Source organism: Erythrobacter sp. EC-HK427, from assembly GCF_902498745.1.
Lineage (GTDB): Bacteria > Pseudomonadota > Alphaproteobacteria > Sphingomonadales > Sphingomonadaceae > Alteraurantiacibacter.
Genome location: NZ_LR701479.1, coordinates 1,949,546 through 1,968,328, shown reverse-complemented (window position 1 = coordinate 1,968,328; position 18,783 = coordinate 1,949,546). Strand labels below are relative to the sequence as shown.

Below are 18,783 nucleotides of genomic sequence, written 5' to 3'. Positions count from 1 at the left end.
TGCTTGCCAAGTTAAGCAAGCTTCTCCTTGACCTCTTGCGCCACGTTTGCCGGAACTTCGTCATAGTGGCTGAACTGCATCGTATACTGGGCACGGCCCTGGGTGAACGAACGCAATTCGTTGACGTAACCGAACATATTGGCCAGCGGCACATTCGCCTCGACAGCCTGTGCGTTACCGCGCGTGTCGGTGCCCTGGATCTGGCCACGACGGCTGTTGAGATCGCCGATGACGTCACCCAGATAGTCTTCCGGAGTGACGACTTCCACCTTCATGATCGGCTCAAGCAGCTTGATGCCGGCCTTTTCGGCCACTTCCCGCATCGCGCCACGTCCGCAGATTTCGAACGCGATCGCGCTCGAGTCCACATCGTGATAGGCGCCGTCGGTCAGGCGGATGGTGAAGTCGATAATCGGGAAGCCGACCAGATGGCCGCTTTCGGCCTGCTCGCGCATACCCTTTTCGATGGCGGGGATATATTCCTTCGGAATGTTACCACCCTTCACTTCGTCTTCGAAGACGATACCCTGGCCGCGTTCGCCCGGAACCACCGTCACCTTCGCGCGGCCGAACTGGCCCGAACCACCCGACTGCTTTTTGTGGGTGTAGTCCACATCCACCGAACGGGCGAGCGATTCGCGATAGGCCACCTGCGGCGCGCCGACATTGGCTTCGACCTTGAATTCGCGCTTCATGCGATCAACGAGGATGTCGAGGTGAAGCTCGCCCATGCCCTTGATGATCGTCTGGCCGGATTCGTGATCGGTGCTGACGCGGAAGGAGGGATCCTCGGCAGCCAGGCGGTTGAGCGCGACGCCCATCTTTTCCTGGTCGGCCTTGGTCTTGGGTTCCACCGAAAGCTCGATCACCGGCTCGGGGAATTCCATCCGCTCCAGAATGATCGGCTTGGCCGGATCGCACAGCGTATCACCGGTGGTGGTATCCTTCATACCCGCCAGCGCGACGATATCGCCCGCGAATGCCTCTTCAATGTCCTCGCGGTTGTTGGAGTGCATCAGCAGCATGCGGCCGATCTTTTCCTTCTTGTCCTTCACCGAGTTGAGCACGGTGCCCTTTGCCAGGCGGCCCGAATAGATGCGGGTGAAGGTGAGCGAGCCGACGAACGGGTCGTTCATGATCTTGAAGGCCAGCGCGGCGAAAGGTGCCTCGTCGCTCGACGGACGCTCGTCCTCGACATCGCTATCGGGCAGGACGCCCTTGATCGCGGGCACGTCCAGCGGCGACGGCATATAGTCGACAACGGCATCGAGCAGGGGCTGCACGCCCTTGTTCTTGAACGCCGAGCCGCACATCACGGGCACGAAATCGCGCGCCATGGTGCCCTTGCGGATCAGCCGCTTCAGCGTTGCGACATCGGGGATGTTGCCTTCGAGATATTCCATCATGACTTCGTCGTCCTGTTCGACAACGGTCTCGATCAGCTTCTCGCGATATTCGGCAGCCTTGTCGGCCATGTCATCGGGGATCGGGAAGTGGTTGTAGGAAGCGCCCAGGCCTTCCGATTCCCAGATGATCGCGCGGTTGCCGACGAGGTCAACAACGCCCTGCAGCTGGCTCTCTGCGCCAATCGGCAGATACAACACCAGCGGCGTCGCGCCGAGGCGGTCGATGATCGACTGCACGCAGTAGTAGAAGTCGGCACCGGTGCGGTCCAACTTGTTGATGAAGCACATCCGCGGCACGCCGTACTTGTCGGCCTGGCGCCATACGGTTTCGGACTGCGGCTCCACGCCGGCGACGCCGTCGAACACGGCAACCGCGCCGTCGAGCACGCGCAGGGAACGTTCCACTTCGATGGTGAAGTCCACGTGGCCGGGGGTGTCGATGATGTTGATGCGGTGCTTGGGCATATCCGCGCGCAGATCGTCGGGCGAGGCCATCGGGTCCATCGCCGGATCTTCTGCGGTCCAGAAGGTCGTGGTGGCAGCCGACGTGATCGTGATCCCGCGCTCCTGCTCCTGCTCCATCCAGTCCATCGTCGCCGCGCCATCGTGCACTTCGCCGATCTTGTAGGATTTGCCGGTGTAGTAGAGGATACGCTCGGTCGTGGTGGTTTTGCCGGCATCGATGTGCGCCATGATGCCGATATTGCGATAACGCTCCAGCGGATATTCGCGGGCCATGTTAATTCCTTAACGGTTTGCGGGGGACGAAAACTCGCGCCCCATATAGTCAATTGTGTGACCGCTTGAAGACCGGGCCCCAAAGCCCGGCCTTGCAAGCATCACGCCGTGCCAGCGCCGCTTACCAGCGGTAGTGGCTGAAGGCGCGGTTCGCGTCCGCCATGCGGTGCGTGTCTTCGCGCTTCTTGACGGCGTTGCCACGGTTGTTGGCCGCATCCATCAGTTCGCCCGAGAGACGCGCCGACATCGTGGTTTCGGCACGGCCGCGCGCCGCGGTGATGAGCCAGCGGATGGCCAGCGCCTGCGCACGTTCGGGACGCACTTCCACCGGCACCTGATACGTCGCACCACCGACACGGCGGCTGCGCACTTCGACCTGCGGCTTCACATTGTCGAGCGCGGTGTGGAACACCTCGACCGGATTGGTCTTCGCCTTGGCTTCCACCGTATCGAGCGCGGTGTAGACGATACCTTCGGCAACGGCCTTCTTACCGTCCAGCATCAGGTTGTTCATGAACTTTGACAGCACCTGATCACCGAACTTGGGATCAGGCAGGATTTCCCGCTTTTCGGGACGACGACGACGTGACATTTTCTTGTCTCCAAAATCTCAAATTCGTCAGCCCGGACTTGATCCGGGCCAAGGCTTACTTTTTTCACGCGGCGCGCTGGGAAAGTGAGCCCTACCCCGCATCACGTGCGGGGCGACGAGAAAAAACCCGCTTACTTCGGACGCTTGGCGCCGTACTTCGAACGGCTCTGCTTGCGGTCCTTCACGCCCTGCGTGTCGAGCACGCCGCGCAGCACGTGGTAACGCACACCGGGAAGGTCGCGCACACGGCCGCCGCGGATCAGCACCACGGAGTGTTCCTGCAAGTTGTGGCCTTCGCCCGGAATGTAGGCGATGATTTCACGCTGGTTGGTCAGACGGATCTTCGCGACCTTGCGCAGTGCCGAGTTCGGCTTCTTCGGAGTCGTCGTGTAGACGCGGGTGCACACACCACGCTTCTGCGGAGCGGACTGCATCGCGGCAGACTTGCTCTTCTTGACAATCGGCTGGCGCGGTTTGCGCACAAGCTGGTTAATAGTCGGCATAGTTTCTCTTCACCGTTTGTGTGGGTGTTGGGGACTTAACCCCCGAACCCCGACCGTCCTGAGCCTGTCGAAGGACTGCTTTTTCTTCCGGCCCCGCGCGAGGCTCAAAAAGAAGTGCAGCCCTTCGACAGGCTCAGGGCAGTCGGATGAATGGGACGAAAAGACCCTTCACCCGTGAATGGCGCTACCGGCACCGGATGGATTGCATCGGGATCGTGCATCTCGACCGCTAGTCCTGCGCCTGTCGAAGGGCGTACCCTTGCGACACAGCGCAGCGCGAAAACCTGCACGAGCCTGAAACACTCCACCCGGATGCGTTCGAGCACCGGGTTACTTTGACGGCCGCCCGAGCATTTCGCGAGAAATGCGAACCCCGGGAAGCGCAGCTCTGCATCACAGACCTGATCCGGGGCCGCTCGCCTCACGCTCTACCCCAATAGAAAAGAGCCCCACGCAGATGCGAGGAGCCCCGGGACATAACCGGCAATGTTCAGCTCTATTTGCCCAAAGCCACGCCAAGCGCGCCTCGGATGCGAGGGCCCTTAGTTGGATTTGGGTGGGGGGTCAAGGGTGTGGACCCAGATCGCGAGATCAAGAAAGTTGTACTACTCGTTAGACATTACGTTGCTAGGAGTAGTGCAGGGTCGACACGCCTCGCGTCCAGAAAAAGCGGACGCCATTCAACTTTTCTCCCATTAACCTCCACAGGCCCCGCCAACCAAAGTAGCGGTAAACAAACCTTGGGAACGCTTCTCTGAAACGCCAATGTCGATGCAAATCCTCCTCCACCAAGGCAGAACTTCTCAGCACCCGCAAGATAGTCGTCATCTTGCCGACTTTTTTTAAACCAATGAGCGACCAATTGCCTTCCAATATCCTTAGCGACAGCTCGCGCGTCATCAATGTCCTCGCTCCAATCTTGCGGAGTCCTAAAGACGCCCTGAACAACGTGTTTGTGCAACCCCTTGAAGAACTCTTCCGGCTCTATGCCCCTGCCAAACTGTTCTTCATCGGGCAGCGCTAAGGAAAGAAATCGCTCAAGGCGTGCCTCACCAGCTTCTACGGAAACAATTCCACTCAGTCCCAACTCCCGGATTGCTTGTCGGACAACAAGTAACCCAAAATCAGTAGCGACCAGAAATTTGAGCCGAATCGGAGTTTTGAGATCCGTTGCCTTGATGGCACGCAGCCGCTTGATCGTTTCACTACCGCTCCACAGCCCGTCCTCGTAAATCACGATTTCATCAAATTCGGCGTCCGGAACGATAACTTGTCCTTCAGCAAACTTGATACCATGGACAGCTTCCTCCGGTAAATCATGCGAGAGCTGATCCTTTACACTTATCCAGCTGCCCCCATGATCGCCATCATCAATGTAACAATGAAGTAGCTTTAACCCATAGGCATCTTGTGACTTAGGCCGAAACGGCTGTGCCCCATCATCAAAACCAATTACTTCGAGTTGCATTGCTATGCGCCGACCAAGGTAACCTATATCGAGTTCGAAAAACTGTCCGCACCACTTGTCCAATGGCGTACATTGGCCCAAAAACTTCCCCAACTGGGTCTCGGCATACGTCCTCCAGTGATAGCCGAGTTTCTTGAGTATGCGGTCGAGTTTATCCAGAACCCTTTGCTTTTCCTGAAGATAGAAGTTCGCAAGCTCGCTGCCACCCTCTTCCCAGCGATTTCGGAGTTTTTCATGGGACGTTCTGGTCGTTCTCAGTATGAGCAGATGACTTTCTTCGCGATCAGCACCGGAATCATCGATTAGGTCACTGACTTTCTTCGCGGCTAAAGTGACATTGTCGATTCCGAATGCTTCGTCTTCGAGGATTACGACATTCTTGCGGTAACAGGGGATCACGTCTCGGACCACGCGGTCGCGAAACGAGGCAGCATATTCTGCGGGTGTAACAACAAAGATTTTCGCCTCAGCCATCAGGCAGCCAATCTCAGCTTTTTAGCTTCGCCCCTCAAGCGCATCCAAGACCGCGCCAAACGGAACCTGAATAGCTCTCAAATGATCACTGCTCATGTTGGCAAGTATTTGCTGCAAAAACAAGCGCTTGTCGCTAAGGGCGTGGTTTGGCTTCGATCCCAGGTGGACGATTTCGTTCCTGCCCTTTTCGGCATTCGCCCTTTCGGTCCTAATTTCCTTCTCGTCTTGTTGGAACATTGCATTCTGAGAAGCCATCAACTGATGCGCAACGGCAGCCCATCTACTCTCATCGAGCCCCACGTTTTCAAGCCTTTGCAGGAGAAGCTGGCGAAAAGCTATTCTCCGGAATCTTCCCCAAGAGCCAGCTCTTCCGGCAGCTCTTAAGCTTGTGATAAAGTCGTCATACGAGGCTCCATCCTCAATACTCGTACCCAGATCATCTCGCACTTCTTCTGGCAGCGAATCTACAAATTCAGCCCGGATTTGACTGTGCTCTGCATCACTCGCACGCTGTATCCGCTTGTGATTGTCATCAATTTGAGGTTCTTTGGATGTTATCAGAACGCCATCGCTCAAGCGCACAAAGAGATGATTGATCGAGCTCGGGCTTACAAACGCCTTCCAGATATTTGGGTCATCGACTTCAGGAGGCGCTTCCACGCCTTCGCCGATTCCGTATAGTTTATCCCCGCCTTGATGCCCAATTTGCTGCACGTACGGGCTGAGATGTGCTTCGATGAATTTCGTTAGAGCTCCAGGGCCCGTAGGCATTTCGACAACTTGGCGGATATCAAGTCCTGGCGCAGCGTCGGTAACGATCCGATGAATGACCGCGCCGGTTTTGTATTGCCCCTCGTATTCAGCGAGAGCCTTCTTGATTTTTGCCAAGTTTTCTTTGATACCTGAGTCTTCTGCCATAGCTTGCTCCTTCAAAGGTAGTAGCGGGCCTACAAACGCAAACCCGCTACCCTATCCTGTGAACACGTCAGTTCCAGTGAACCAACGAGGAGCTAGCCAGCATGGGCCTCATCCCATGTCTGCGTCGAATCCAGAGGGCACCGCATGATCCGACTGTTGGCGAAATTTGTGCCCGATAACCGTGTAGACCGCCCAAAAAAAACAAGATCTTAATTCAATGAAAGCCGATTTCGAATCGGCCAAGTCGCTTTGGAACGTGTCATGGCTATCGCCAACTGGTCCCTATGAGCTAGTACCAGAATACTGGGAAATCAAGCTCGTTCTATGAGATCAGGTAATGGTTTCTTAGGAATTCCACATTTTGAGATTGCAAAGAACTTCTAACCCTCTTTCCTACACCCCCTCCCCCGTGCTCCCCCTCGGCGCATGACGCACAAAAACCTCCCCGCCCGCCAATCCCGCAAGCCTCGCGCCACTCCCCGTCAAGCCACGTCCTATATGGCCGCGCAACCTGCGCCGCCGCTCGAACGCAACCATCCGTTGCTCGACTTTGCGCCCTATCTCCACAAGGCGCCGCGCAAGAATTCCATCACCCCCACCAAGCAGCGCCGCTTTGTCGCAGAGCTTGCCGCCACCGGCATTGTCTCCCATGCGGCGATGAAAATCGGGGTCTCGATGGAGGCGCTGTACAAGCTGCGCAACCGGCCCGGCGCGGAGGGGTTCAAGGCGGCGTGGGATGCGGCGGTGGATATGGGGATCGACCGGCTGGAGGCGGGCGCCCTCGCCCGCGCGACCGACGGCACCGAGGTGTGGCGCTATGATCCGGGCGGGCAGTACTGGTTCAGCGATGGCGAGCGCAAGCATAACGAGAACCTCGTGATGTTCTTCCTGCGCAATCGCCGTCCGGAGAAATACGCCGCGCAGCTGCGCCCCGGCCACCCCGTCTACGAACGCATCCGCCGCGAAGTGCTGGGCGATCTCGTCACCCAAGCGCAGCGCAACGAGGCGGGATTGCTGGAAAAGCTGGCGGAGGAGATTGCGGGGTTGGGGAAGGGAGAGGGTTAGCGGGTGGCGCTCCACCCCTCGCCCGCGTCATCCGGCACGAAGCGGCCCTCGCCCACCCGACCGGCAAAGCTGCGCGCGCCGTCCTCGAACAATACGGTCAGCCGCATCGCCTCGCCTTCGAGCACGCCGGTGACGGGGACGCTGCTGCCGTCCGCCAGTGTTGCGGTGCCGCGCACGTCCTGGTAATGTTGCACCAGTGTCAGGCTGATGCTTGCGCCGCCCTCCGCCAGCACCCAGTCGCCGCCGACCTTGGCGGGGATGATCCACGCATAGGCCTCGTATCCGGCCACGCGGCGGGTTTCGTCGGGCCGCCAGTCGCCCATGTCGAAGCGGTTGGAGACGACGCGCGCGCCGGGGCGCAGCTCGGCCAGCAGGCGCGGGCGCAGGCGCAGATTGACCTCGGGCAGCAGGAACATGGTGACGACATCCGCCTCGGCCAGCGGGGTGTCGAACAGGTCCTGCTCGGCAAAGGTCAGGCGGTCTGACAGGCCAAGCCGCGCGGCGGTGCGCGTCGCTTCGGCCACCAGTGCGGGATCGAGATCGACGCCCAGCCCGCGCGCGCCGCGATCCTGCGCGGCGGCGATCAGGATGCGCCCGTCGCCCGTGCCGAGATCGATCACGTAATTGCCCTCGCCCACTTCGGCCATCTCCAGCATCGCCTCGACCATGCTGGTGCGGGTGGCGACATAGGGCACGTCGAGCGGCGGGGTCAGGCCGAGCCGCTGGCGCATGGCGCTGGGATCGAAGGCGTAGGCCACGGCGAGGAACAGCCCCACGCTCACCACCAGCGCGGCGACGGCTTTGGCGATCAGGCGCAGCATCGCATCAGGGCTCCTGCCGATACAGGAAGGGCGAGGTTGCCCCCGCCCTTCACATTGCTTTGATGGGTTGCGGGTGGCGCGTTACCAGTCCAAAGCCTCGGCAGCTGCATCGCCCTCAACGTCAAAGGTGAAGCGTTCGGCCAGCCCTTCGGTGATGGTCAGAGTGTAGGCCCCGCTCGACCCGCCAAACCCCTGCACGCGGATGCGCAGCATATCGAGCATTCCGGGGTGATCGTCGAGCACACTGAGATCAATCGGCAGCAGCGAATCGAGCGTGCCCGAACCGTCATCATCGGACAAGACCGACGCCCAGCCGAGCGGGGTTTCGAAGCCGACTTCGATAAACGGATCGATCGCCCCGCCGCCGAAGGCAGGATCATATTCTGCGCCCTCGACCGCGTTCATGCGGATGGTGATGTGCCCGTTGCCGCGACGGATCGCGCGCTTGGCATCTTCGCTCAGCATATAGTCGATGGTGCCGGGCAGCATCGCGTTTTCTTCCCACGGCACGCCCAGTTCGCCCGTGGCGGTGTCGTTGAAGCCGATCACCTGCAGCGGCAGCTGCGGGTCGGGCGCCTCGCGCCGTTCGCGCACCCGCAGCGTGTATTCACCCGCGCTGGCGGCGAAACCCATTGCGGCCACGGTGTAAGTGCCCGCTTCGCCAAAGGTATAGCGCAGCAGCGAGTTCAGGCCCTCGCCCCCATCATCGTCATACATGATCGCTTCGCCGCTCGGATCGCGCAGTTCGAGATAGGGATCGAGCTCGCCTTCGGATAGCATCGCCACTTCGATCATGTCGCCCGCGCGCGCGGCGAAGGTATACTCCACCGACTCGCCCGAAGGCACGGTGCCCATCACGGTCGAGCCGTAGGTGATCGGGCCGGGAGCGGAAAATTCGCTGGTGGTCATCACCAGATCGAAAGTGCCGCCAAACTGCTCGCCTTCCATGGCGAAGGCGGCATCGAAGCTGTTGACTTCGATCACGATATTGACGCCGCGCTCGCCGCCCGGAATGCGCACACGCGAATTGAAGCCTTCGCCGCCGTCATCGTTCTCGGCGATCATTTCGCCGGTTGCGGCGTTGGTTACGGCCACCACCGGATCGAGATCCGACGTCGAAAGAACGTCGATCACCATCACCGAATTGGCGGGCACCGAGGCATTGAAAGTGCGCGGCGCGCTGTTGATTTCGCCCTGCACCGTTTGCACTTCCTGCGCCGCGGCGGCGGCAGGCATCATAATGGCTGCTGCACCGATCAGCAGTGCTGCTTTATTGAATCCGAATCGCATGATGTTACTCCCCCTTTGAAAATGAGATTGCCCTGTTGTTACCGCTGGTAACAGTCTCTGGCTAGCACCGCGAATCTGAATCAATCCTAGTCCGGCCATTCATCTGCCAGAAGGCCCCAGAGCCAGGTGTCGCACCAGCCGATATGCGTTTTCATCGCCTGGCGGATATGCGCCTCCCGCGTGAAACCGAGGCTAAGCAGCAGGCGGCTGGAAGGCGTGTTGCGCGGATCGACATCGCCCCAGATGCGCTGGTATCCCTCTTGGCGGAACAGGTGGGTGATAAGCGCGGAGAGGCACTCGCGGGCAATCCCCTGCCCTTCATGCCCCGGCACCATGATGTAGCCGATCTCAGCCACCTGCTCCCCGCGCTCGCCGACAAACAGCCGGAACACCGGGGCTCCGCCTGCGTGCGGCACCGCGACCCAGCTGCGACCCGCCTTGGTGTGGAGTAGATAGTCCCGCAGCACCTCCCTGTCGGTGAACGCCGCGCAAGACCAATAGCGCATATGGTTGTCGCTGGAGAAAGCGGGCCAGAAGGTGTCGACATCGGCCTCCAACGGCGGGCGGAGGGTGAAGCGGGGGGTGGTGAGGGTTGGGCTTTCAAGCATCGCCCAGCTCGATCAGATCGTCGAAGAACTGGCTGAGCAGGCCGTGGCGCGAGGATACGCCGGATTTGGCGTAAATCGACGTTAATTGCGCCCGCACCGTGCCTTCCGCAACATTGCGCAAGCGGGAAATCTCCGCAGTCTCGAACCCTTTGAGAGACAGCAGCGCGACGTCCGATTCTGCCGCCGTTAGCTTCCATTCTTCAAAGCGCGCCTGCAATTGCTCCGCCAGTGCGCCGCGGGCAATTGTTAGCGCCTCGGCATCGCGGCGGGCGCGCTCGACCATGTACCGTGTGTGATAGGCACCTGCCACCACTCCGGCGAGCAGGGCGAAGGCGATCGCCGCCTCGCTGATCACGTGCCATCCCCAGCCATCCTCGGCAATATCGACCACGGCATCCGCGAGGAAGAAAATGGCCGCCACCGCCTGCACCACCACGACACCCGCGACCAGCGTGACGCGCCGGTCGCCCAGGGTACGCCCCGCTGCCCGTTGGCGTGGTTTCAGTGGTGTGCTCATCGTCCTCCCGGAAGCATCGCGGTGACAGTCCGGCGACCGCTGCGTGCGGTTTCCAGTGCTACCCCGCCGATATGCAGGAAAATCAGAATGTAGAGAAGGTTCACCGCAATCTCGTGCACTTCTTCGAAGATTTCCTCGCCTTCACCCTCTTCGCCGCCTTCGCCATATTCGTCGTGTTCGCCCTCACCCTCCTCTTCCTCGCCTTCGCTCACGAGCTGCGAGACGCTGACAGGGGTGGTGATGGCAGGCGGCGCGCCAGCCATGGCGATACCGCTGCCGATAACTACCAACAGGCACGCCCACAGCGCATAGGCCATCAACGCGCCGAGAGGGTTGTGCGAGGCGTGCGCTTCCTTGCGTCCGGCGACAATGTCGCGGGCATGGCCCAGCGCGGCGACGGGATTGGGCGGGAAGGCGCTGAAACGGGCGTTGGCAGAGCCGATTAGGCCCCACAGCAGGCGCAACGCAATCAATGCGGCGAGGAAATATCCGGCATAGATATGAGCGATCGATCCCTCGCCCACGATCAACGCATTGCTCACGATCACCAGCGCGACTCCCCAATGCGTCAGCTTGACAATGGGATCCCATTTGCGGACGGGCTTTGCAGTGTTTTCCATGGTGCTTCTCCGGTTGGAACAGTCACCGGACAATGCGCCCTTATCGCGAGCGGGGTCGATTGGAGTCGCGCTTATGGGGCGGCAGTAAGCAGATGCTTATGCGGCCTTACTTGGCGGGCTGCATCGCCTTCCCCGCTCGACCTGATCCTGTCAAAGCCAGAAGAACAATTGGCGCCGGGACGTCTACCAATCCGCCGGATCAAGCGCGTACAACTGCGCCAGCTGCGCATACAGCGCAGGCTCATGCTCGCGCATCGCCCTTGGTTTCTCGAAGAAAGTCACCGTCGCTTCGGCGAAAAACTCCTGGTGATTGGTTGCGCCATAGGGATCGATCAGAGTCGGATGCGCACGCTCCAGCCGTTCGACATGGCCATGATAGGCATCGAGCATCGCCTTCTCCCACCCAGCATAACCCTGTCCCTTGCGCAGGATCGGAATGCCATTGGTGTGGCCGGTAAGCGCATCGAGCTGGTGGGCAAATTCGTGAATGACGACATTGTGCCCGTCGTCCGGATCGAGCCCGCCTTGCAGTGCGTGATCCCATGAGAGGACGACCGGCCCCCTGTTCCAGCTTTCGCCAAGTGATCCGACATCGCGCTCGTGCACGACAAATCCGTCATGGTCGCTCCGGCCTGTGAGAAATCCCGCAGGATAGACCAGCACGGTGCGGAGTGTCTCGAACCACACCGGGCTGTTGACCACGAGCAAGCAAGCCTGCGCGGCGATAGAAAGCCGCATTTCTTCCTTGATTTCCAGACCGCCATTGCCGTGGAAAGTGACCTGATCGAGGAACAGGTTGATCCTGCCTTCGAGACTTGGTCGCAAGTCTTCCGGCAATCGTTGAAGCATCGGCACAAGGCGTGCCAGCACTGCACGTTGCTCCTCGGTCAGCGGCGTCGCCAGCAACCGCGCCCGCTTCCGCCGCCGCGCGAAAATGCGATAAATGAGGACTGCTGCAACCAGTACGATCAACGCTAGCAGGTGCCAGAGAGTGATCGGCCAGAGGCTCATTGCGAGCTGCCCGTCGGGATCAACCCCGTCACCCCGCCAGAAACTCCACCAGCGCCTTCACCTTTTTCTGGCGCCATTGCGGGCGCGGGGCGAGGAGCCAGTAGGCGCGGCGGCAATCGACTTCCTGCTCCAGCTTTTTCAGCCGGCCGTCCGCCAGCGCCTCTTCCACCAGCGGCATCGGCAGATAGGCGCGGCCCAGCCCTGCCAGCGCGGAGGCGAGCGCCTGACCCGAATTGCCGACGTGGAGGCCTATCGCGGCGCCTTCGGGCGGTTCGTAGGTCGGCCAGCTGATCCAGCTGTCGGGAGCGCCGGTCGCGGCGACGCAGACCTTGCAGCCATGCGTCAGCTGCACGCCTTCCATATCGCCCGGCCCATCAACCAGCCGCACCGCCAGATCGAGATTGGTCTCGGTGAAATCCGCCAGCTCGTCATCCGCCAGCTGGAAGCGGATATCCGGATTGGCAGCGCGGAAGGCGGCCAGTTTCGGCGCGAGCCATTGGGCGTAAAATTCGCGCGGCGCGGCAATCGCGTAATGGCTGCTCGCCTGCCCCGCCTGCATCGCCTGCACGCTTTCCTCGAACCGCAGGAAGCCTTCGCGCAATGGGTCGAGCCCCGCGCTCGCCTCGTCGGTCAGCTCCAGCCCTTTGGAGGTGCGGCGGAACAGCACCACGCCCAGCACATCTTCCAGCGCGCGGATTTGCTGCCCCACGGCGGCGGGCGTCACCGCCAGCTCGTCTGCCGCGCGGGTGAAGCTCAGGTGACGCGCGGCGGCATCAAACACGCGCAGGGCGTTCAACGGAAGATGGGTGCGTTTCATGGCTGGGGGAGGCATTTAGGGCGCGGCGGCGCGGGCGGCAAGCACGCTTGCGCCTTACGACATAGTGATACTGGACAAGGGCGCGACCGTTCCTATATTCCGCCGCACCGAACCTTCTTCATCTTCCGGTAAGGTTACTCCGGACAGGCAGCCTCCCTATGATCGAACCCCTTGCGCCGCTTGTCGTTTGCGACCTTACGCAAAGCTACTCGCCCACCGGCGCCGGAGGCATTACCACCTATCTTCGCCGCAAGAAGCAGTTCGTGCTGGAACACACGCCGCACACGCTGATCCAGATTGTGCCGGGGCCGAAAGACGCGGTGTTCGAGGAAGAACGCTACAAGCGCATCGAAGTGGGTTCCGATCTGGTCAAAGGCAGCCCCAATTACCGCTTCATCCTGCGCACCGGCGCGGTGCGGCAGGTGCTGGAAGAACAGCGCCCCGACATTATCGAGAGCCTGTGTCCGTGGCTGCTGCCGTGGACCGCGATCCGCTATCGCCGCGCGTTTCCCGAAACGACGCTGGTGGCGGGATACCGCACCGATTTCCCCAATGCGCAGGTCTACCGCGTGGCGCATGACCTCTACGGCCCGAAGGTCGCCAGCTTCGCCCGCTGGCTGATCCTTGGCTATGCTGAGGTCATGTACCGCGAGTTCGACCAGGTCTATGCCATTGGCGAAAGCGGCAAGGGCGTGCTGGAAAGCCGCAAGATCAAGGATGTAAAACTGCTCGATCTCGGCATCGATTCCCAGCGTTTCCATCCGCGCCACCGCAACGAGGCTGCACGTGCGGAGATGGGGCACACCGGCGACGGGCCTCTGCTGCTCTATGCTGGCAGGCTCGATGCCGAAAAGCGCCCCGAAACTTTGGTGCGGATGATGGATCACCTGCCCGATGATCTGGGCGCGACTTTGGTGCTGCTCGGCGAAGGGCGCGGCGAGGCGCGCATCCGCGAGATGGCGCAGGGCAAGCGGATCACCATGCCCGGCTATATCGACGATCGCGACCTGATGGCACGCGCGCTGGCCTCGGCGGATATCTACGTCTCGGGCATGGCGGACGAGACCTTCGGGATGTCGGTGCTCGAAGCGCAGGCGAGCGGCCTACCGGTGGTGGGCGTCGCCAGCGGGGCGATGCCCGAACGGGTGGAGCCCGGCACCGGCCTGCTCGGCCCGGTGGAGGATGATGCGGCGATGGCGCGCAACGTGCACGATGTGTGGAACGGCGATCACAAGGCGATGGGCGCAGCAGCCCGCGCGCTGGTGGAGCGGCGCTATAGCTGGGAAAAGACCTTTACCGAGCTGTTTCAGGACATTTACCCCGCCGCGCAGGAAAAAATGCGCGAACGGCGGCGGCTGGCGCGGCGCGATTACTGGACGCACCACATCACCCGCCCCTTCGGCGACCGCAAGGGTGCGGGCACTTTTAGTCCGGGCTGAATAAACTCCCCTCCCCGTGGGGAGGGGCCAGGGGTGGAGGTTCCACGCCGATTTGACGCCGTACCCCCATCCCAACCGTAGGCGCTGCGCGCCGTCTGCGACTCCCCCTTGGGGGAGGGCTTTTCAATTACGCGGCAGGCGCGCGTCCCGCCTTCAACAAATCGCGGATATCCCCTCGCAGCAGGACAATCCCCACCACCACGTGCGCCGCCACCAGCAGCGCGGCGGTGAGCGCCATGGTCGCGGCGATCAGCGGCTGGTCGGGCAGCAGCAGCACAGCAAGGCCGGCAAAGATCAGATCCTTGCTCGACACCAGCGGCAGGCGGGTCACCAGCTGGCGCAGCGTCGCGAGATAGAGCCACCAGACCAGCGGCACATCGGGCACGATCAGGCTCCACATTACCCCTGCCAGCAACACCTTGGCGATATTGCGCGCCAGATGGATCGCGAAAATCGCCAGCGCCTTGGCCCGAGTGATCGAAAACACCTGTTTGCGCACGAGCAGGATCAGCAGGCTGACGCCGATCACCACCGCCAGACTCCAGAAAATCTCCCCGCGCCCGCTCGCCAGCAAGTCGTCGCCCATTTGCGGCCAGAGCATCACCAGCAGCGCGACCATCGTCGCATTGCCGGCAAAGGCAGAAAGGATCGCCACGTCCTTCACCGCGGCAAACGGCGTGGTGCCATGATATTCGGGAATGCGCCGCTTGGCCCAGGTGTAGAAATAGGCCTCGCCCAGATAGCCGACCACGATCTCGTTGAAGACCTGCTTGCGCGATGTCGCCGCCAGCGCGCCCTTGCCCACCGGCCAGATCTGCCGGAAAGCGAACCAGTCGCCCAGCGGCGCGCCCATATAGAACGCAGCGAACACCAGCCAGAACAGCGGCGAAGACGGCAACAGCGCGCCAATCTCGTGCCAGTCGAGCTCCAGCAGGGTCATCCCCACCACCACTGCCATCACCAGCGACAAACCGATCGAGAAGAACGTCAGCAGGCGGGTGTGCTTGGGGGGAACGGGTTCGGCTGACATTCTCGCGCAGACTTTGGCTTGACGGTTACCGCACATGGCCACACAAACCGCGTTTGCCAACTCGGAGTCCTGCATGATCCGCGCTTTTCTTGTCTTTTGTGCAACACTGCTCGCCCTGCCCGCAGCGGCTTCGGCCCAGAGTTTCTTTGGCGGAGACTTCGATCCCGCGATCCCGACGCTGGAGCAAGTTGCCGGCCATCGCAGCGGAGAGCAAATCACGCGCCCCGAAGTGCTGATCGACTATATGGAGGCGCTGCAAGAGGCCGCGCCCGACCGGGTGCGGATCGTCGAATATGCGCGCAGCTGGGAAGGCCGCCCGCTGATCTACGTGGTCATTTCCGGCCGCGAGAACATGGCGCGGATCGACGCGATCCAGGCCGATATGCAGCGCATCGCCAATGGCGGCGCACCGGGGCCGGACAGCGTGCCCGTGACATGGCTCGCTTACAGCGTGCATGGTGACGAAATCAGCGGATCGGATGCCGCGCTGGTGATGGCCTATCACCTACTCGCCGCGCGCGGGGATGACCGCGTCGATACGATCATGCGCAACAGCGTGGTCATCATCGACCCTTCGCAAAACCCCGACGGGCGCGCGCGCTTCACCAATTCCTATTACGCGCAATTGGGCATCGCTCCCTCGGCAGACCGCGCCACGGCGGGGCCGGACCAGCCGTGGCCGGGCGGGCGTTTCAACCACTATCTGTTCGATCTGAACCGCGACTGGTTCGCGCTCACCCAGCCCGAAACGCGCGGCAAGGTGACGGCGGTGGCGGCGTGGAACCCCGTGGTGCTGGCCGACGTGCACGAAATGGGCGGCGACCAGACCTATTTCTTCCCGCCCAGCGCCGATCCGTTCAACCCCTATATCACCGCGACGCAGCGGCAGCGGCAGGGCCTGCTGGGGCGCAATATGGGCGCGATGCTCGATTCCTTGGGGGAGCCCTATTACACCCGCGAGGTCTTCGACGCTTTCTACCCCGGCTATGGCGACACGTGGCCGACATTAAACGGCGCGATTGCCATGACCTTTGAGCAATCCTCTGCCCGGGGCCTCGTGTGGGAACGCAGCAATGGCGAAATCCTCACCTATGGCGAAGGGGTGCGCAACCATTTCGCCACCTCGCTCTCCACCGCCGAGACGGTGGCGCGCAATGCCGATATGTTTCTGGAGGATTACGCCAGCTACCGCCGCAGCGCCGCCAATGGCGCGGTGGGCACCGGCTATTTCGTGATCGACTTGGCGAACCGCCGCTGGAACGCCGAGGCTTTGGGTCGCCGTCTGGTGCATCAGGGCATCGCGGTGGGCCGCGTCGATGGCAGCGCCACGGCTTGCGGGCGTTCCTATCCGCAAGGCTATCTCAGCATCTCGATGCGCCAACCCACCGCGCGGCTGATCCGCAGCCTGCTTGACCGCGATGTGGAGCTTCCCGCCGATTTCATCGCCGCGCAGGAAGCACGCCGCGCCAGCGATCTGCCGCACGAAATCTACGACACCACCGCATGGTCGGTCGGCCAGATGAGCGGGCTCGATATCACCGAATGCGCTGCGGCGAGCGCGGGAACGCCGGTCAGCGCCGATTCGCCGATCAGCGGGCAAATCGCCGCCGCCGGAGCCTTCGGCATCGCGGTGCCGTGGACCGATAGCGGGCAAGTGCGGCTGGTGGCCGAAGCCTTGCGCGCGGGGCTGAAGGGCCGCTCGTCCGACACCGCCTTCGCCGTGGGCGGCGAGACCTTCCCGCGCGGCACGGTGGTGTTCACGTTGGCGGAGAATGACGGCTCGCTCGACCGGCTGGTCGAGCTGGCGCAGGAAATCGGGGCGGAAACCCGCCCGCTCGATTCGGGCTGGGTCGATGATGGCCCGAACCTTGGCTCCGGCAGCTTTGTCCTGCTGACCGCACCCACCATTGGCGTGGTGTGGGATGGAAATATCTCCCCGCTCTCGGCGGGCGCGACGCGCTATGTGATCGAACAGCGGCTGGGCCTGCCCACCGCGGCGGTGCGCGCCGACAATCTCGCCCGTGCCGATCTTTCCGGTTTCGACGTGATGATCGTGCCCGACAGCTACGGCGTCGGCGGCAGCGAGCGTGCGGCGCTCACCCGCTATGTGCAGGGCGGCGGCGTGCTGGTGGCCTATGGCGATTCGCTCGCGGCCTTTGCCAGCGGAGACGACGCGCTGTTCGCCACGCAAAGCGAAACCGTGCTGGGCGGCTCTCCCGACGCGGACGAAAAGACCGGCCCCGCGCCAGGCACCGCGATTGCCAGCGAGGCCGAATATCGCGATCGGATCGTCGATCCCACCCGCCGCCCCGATACGCTGCCGGGCGCGCTGCTCAACACGGTGGTGGATGGCGAGAGCTTCCTTGCCGCCGGTTATGACAATGCCCCGCCCACGGTGTTTGCCGATGGCTCGCTGATCCTGACCCCACTCAGCCTGTCCGACGGGGTGAATGTGGTGCGCTATGCCGATGCCGCCAATCTGGTCGCAGCGGGCTATGTATGGGAGGAAAACCGCCTGCAGATGGCTTACAAGCCCTATATGATCGCGCAAAGCAGCGGCCGCGGGCTGGCCATCGGTTTCGCTCATGATCCCGCCGTGCGCGGATATTTGGACGGGCTTGATCTGCTGCTGGCGAATGCGGTGATGGTGGCGCCCAGTCGCATTCGCTAGCGCGAACGCTTATTTTTTGTTTTTCGCTCGCCCATCCGGGCGAGCGTCCTCGGTGCCGTTCGCTCCGCCGGGACTGCGTTCCGGCTGCGCGGCACCTGCGGGTCGCGCTGTGCGCTCGGTCGTTCGCTTGTGCTCACGATTGCTGAGCTCCGCTCGTCCTGTGCCTGTCGAAGGACGCAAGCGCCACGCCAGCGTCCTTCGACAGGCGCAGGACGAGCGGATTGGGGGCGTATTTGGCCTAGAATGGTCTCGTTGCCGGTCAGGCAACGACAGCGCGCGACCGCGCGCCGCCCGTTAGGGCGGAAGCCTAAGGGGCCGGATGGCCCCGCCGGCTCTTGAGGCTAAACAGAAGAATCAGCAGGCGCAGCGAGCGGAAAATAGGGAATAGCCACCTCGAACATCTCTCCGCCAGCATCGATGAAGGTATAGAACCCCTCCATCGCGCCCGCATTGGTCGTCAGCTCGCATCCCGACACATAATCATGCGCCTGCCCCGGCTCCAGCCGCGGGGTTTCGCCCACCACGCCTTCGCCATCGACGATGTTCACCATCCCGTTCGAATCGGTGATCCGCCAGTGCCGCGTTTTCAACTGCACTGCATCCTCCCGCCCGTTCTCGATACGGATGTGATAGACCCAGAACCAGCGCCCTGCCCCCACGCGCGATTGCTCGGGCATGAAACTGACCGCAACACGCACGGTCACCCCGCGCGTGATAGCGACGTGCTGGAACAGGGACTGGATCGCGTTGGTGACCATACCGGCCAAAGTAGCGCGAATCCGCACACTCACAAGA

The 18,783-nt window shown here is 61.9% G+C and carries 17 protein-coding genes; 3 read left to right on the top strand and 14 right to left on the bottom strand.

Translation table 11 applies throughout. The annotated features are described in order from the left end of the window. Positions 1 to 11: 11 nt before the first annotated feature. The 5 genes from fusA to GC121_RS09640 form a co-directional block, all read right to left on the bottom strand. On the bottom strand, positions 12 to 2,144 hold the full coding sequence (gene fusA / locus GC121_RS09660; RefSeq protein WP_151974083.1) for an elongation factor G: 2,133 nt from the start codon (positions 2,142 to 2,144) through the stop codon (positions 12 to 14). A 121-nt stretch (positions 2,145 to 2,265) separates the two neighbouring features. Then, positions 2,266 to 2,736 (bottom strand): 30S ribosomal protein S7, encoded by a 471-nt coding sequence (rpsG, locus tag GC121_RS09655; RefSeq protein WP_151974082.1) that lies wholly within the window; start codon positions 2,734 to 2,736, stop codon positions 2,266 to 2,268. Between the two features lie 131 nt (positions 2,737 to 2,867). Next, positions 2,868 to 3,239, bottom strand: coding sequence for a 30S ribosomal protein S12 (rpsL, locus tag GC121_RS09650; RefSeq protein WP_151974081.1), 372 nt, complete (start codon positions 3,237 to 3,239; stop codon positions 2,868 to 2,870). A 619-nt stretch (positions 3,240 to 3,858) separates the two neighbouring features. Continuing rightward, positions 3,859 to 5,181, bottom strand: coding sequence for a hypothetical protein (locus GC121_RS09645; protein ID WP_151974080.1), 1,323 nt, complete (start codon positions 5,179 to 5,181; stop codon positions 3,859 to 3,861). A gap of 21 nt (positions 5,182 to 5,202) precedes the next feature. Next, positions 5,203 to 6,099 carry a hypothetical protein gene (locus tag GC121_RS09640; RefSeq protein WP_151974079.1) on the bottom strand — a complete coding sequence of 299 codons (897 nt, stop codon included), beginning with the start codon at positions 6,097 to 6,099 and terminating at the stop codon, positions 5,203 to 5,205. A 498-nt stretch (positions 6,100 to 6,597) separates the two neighbouring features. Here GC121_RS09640 and GC121_RS09635 point away from each other — a divergent pair, with 498 nt between their 5' ends. After that, the gene (locus GC121_RS09635) at positions 6,598 to 7,164 is read left to right on the top strand and encodes a hypothetical protein (protein WP_151974078.1); all 567 of its coding nucleotides are present in this window, start codon (positions 6,598 to 6,600) and stop codon (positions 7,162 to 7,164) included. Here the strand turns inward: GC121_RS09635 and GC121_RS09630 are convergent. The 7 genes from GC121_RS09630 to GC121_RS09600 form a co-directional block, all read right to left on the bottom strand. Continuing rightward, the gene (locus GC121_RS09630) at positions 7,161 to 7,985 is read right to left on the bottom strand and encodes a cyclopropane-fatty-acyl-phospholipid synthase family protein (protein ID WP_151974077.1); all 825 of its coding nucleotides are present in this window, start codon (positions 7,983 to 7,985) and stop codon (positions 7,161 to 7,163) included. The genes GC121_RS09635 and GC121_RS09630 overlap by 4 nt on opposite strands. An 81-nt stretch (positions 7,986 to 8,066) precedes the next feature. After that, positions 8,067 to 9,275: a hypothetical protein gene (locus tag GC121_RS09625; protein ID WP_151974076.1), complete on the bottom strand. Its 1,209-nt coding sequence runs from the start codon at positions 9,273 to 9,275 to the stop codon at positions 8,067 to 8,069. An 86-nt stretch (positions 9,276 to 9,361) separates the two neighbouring features. Next, complete coding sequence (locus GC121_RS09620) at positions 9,362 to 9,883, bottom strand: GNAT family N-acetyltransferase (RefSeq protein WP_151974075.1); 522 nt, start codon at positions 9,881 to 9,883, stop codon at positions 9,362 to 9,364. Continuing rightward, on the bottom strand, positions 9,876 to 10,400 hold the full coding sequence (locus GC121_RS09615; protein WP_151974074.1) for a LuxR C-terminal-related transcriptional regulator: 525 nt from the start codon (positions 10,398 to 10,400) through the stop codon (positions 9,876 to 9,878). Before GC121_RS09615 ends, GC121_RS09620 begins: the two co-directional genes overlap by 8 nt. Further along, positions 10,397 to 11,020 carry a cytochrome b/b6 domain-containing protein gene (locus tag GC121_RS09610; protein ID WP_151974073.1) on the bottom strand — a complete coding sequence of 208 codons (624 nt, stop codon included), beginning with the start codon at positions 11,018 to 11,020 and terminating at the stop codon, positions 10,397 to 10,399. Before GC121_RS09610 ends, GC121_RS09615 begins: the two co-directional genes overlap by 4 nt. Positions 11,021 to 11,203: 183 nt before the next feature. After that, positions 11,204 to 12,031, bottom strand: coding sequence for a zinc-dependent peptidase (locus tag GC121_RS09605; protein ID WP_234421186.1), 828 nt, complete (start codon positions 12,029 to 12,031; stop codon positions 11,204 to 11,206). A 28-nt stretch (positions 12,032 to 12,059) separates the two neighbouring features. Next, entirely contained in the window at positions 12,060 to 12,848 is a 789-nt protein-coding gene (locus GC121_RS09600) for a LysR family transcriptional regulator (RefSeq protein ID WP_151974072.1), read from the bottom strand. A 158-nt stretch (positions 12,849 to 13,006) separates the two neighbouring features. Here GC121_RS09600 and GC121_RS09595 point away from each other — a divergent pair, with 158 nt between their 5' ends. After that, positions 13,007 to 14,287 carry a glycosyltransferase gene (locus GC121_RS09595; protein ID WP_151974071.1) on the top strand — a complete coding sequence of 427 codons (1,281 nt, stop codon included), beginning with the start codon at positions 13,007 to 13,009 and terminating at the stop codon, positions 14,285 to 14,287. A gap of 127 nt (positions 14,288 to 14,414) precedes the next feature. Here GC121_RS09595 and GC121_RS09590 read toward each other — a convergent pair whose 3' ends face one another. After that, positions 14,415 to 15,317, bottom strand: a complete 903-nt coding sequence (locus tag GC121_RS09590; protein WP_151974070.1) for a hypothetical protein — start codon at positions 15,315 to 15,317, stop codon at positions 14,415 to 14,417. Between the two features lie 73 nt (positions 15,318 to 15,390). Here GC121_RS09590 and GC121_RS09585 point away from each other — a divergent pair, with 73 nt between their 5' ends. Then, positions 15,391 to 17,988 (top strand): M14 family metallopeptidase, encoded by a 2,598-nt coding sequence (locus tag GC121_RS09585; RefSeq protein ID WP_151974069.1) that lies wholly within the window; start codon positions 15,391 to 15,393, stop codon positions 17,986 to 17,988. A gap of 341 nt (positions 17,989 to 18,329) precedes the next feature. Here GC121_RS09585 and apaG read toward each other — a convergent pair whose 3' ends face one another. Further along, positions 18,330 to 18,731 carry a Co2+/Mg2+ efflux protein ApaG gene (gene apaG / locus GC121_RS09580; protein ID WP_151975683.1) on the bottom strand — a complete coding sequence of 134 codons (402 nt, stop codon included), beginning with the start codon at positions 18,729 to 18,731 and terminating at the stop codon, positions 18,330 to 18,332. Positions 18,732 to 18,783: the final 52 nt, after the last annotated feature.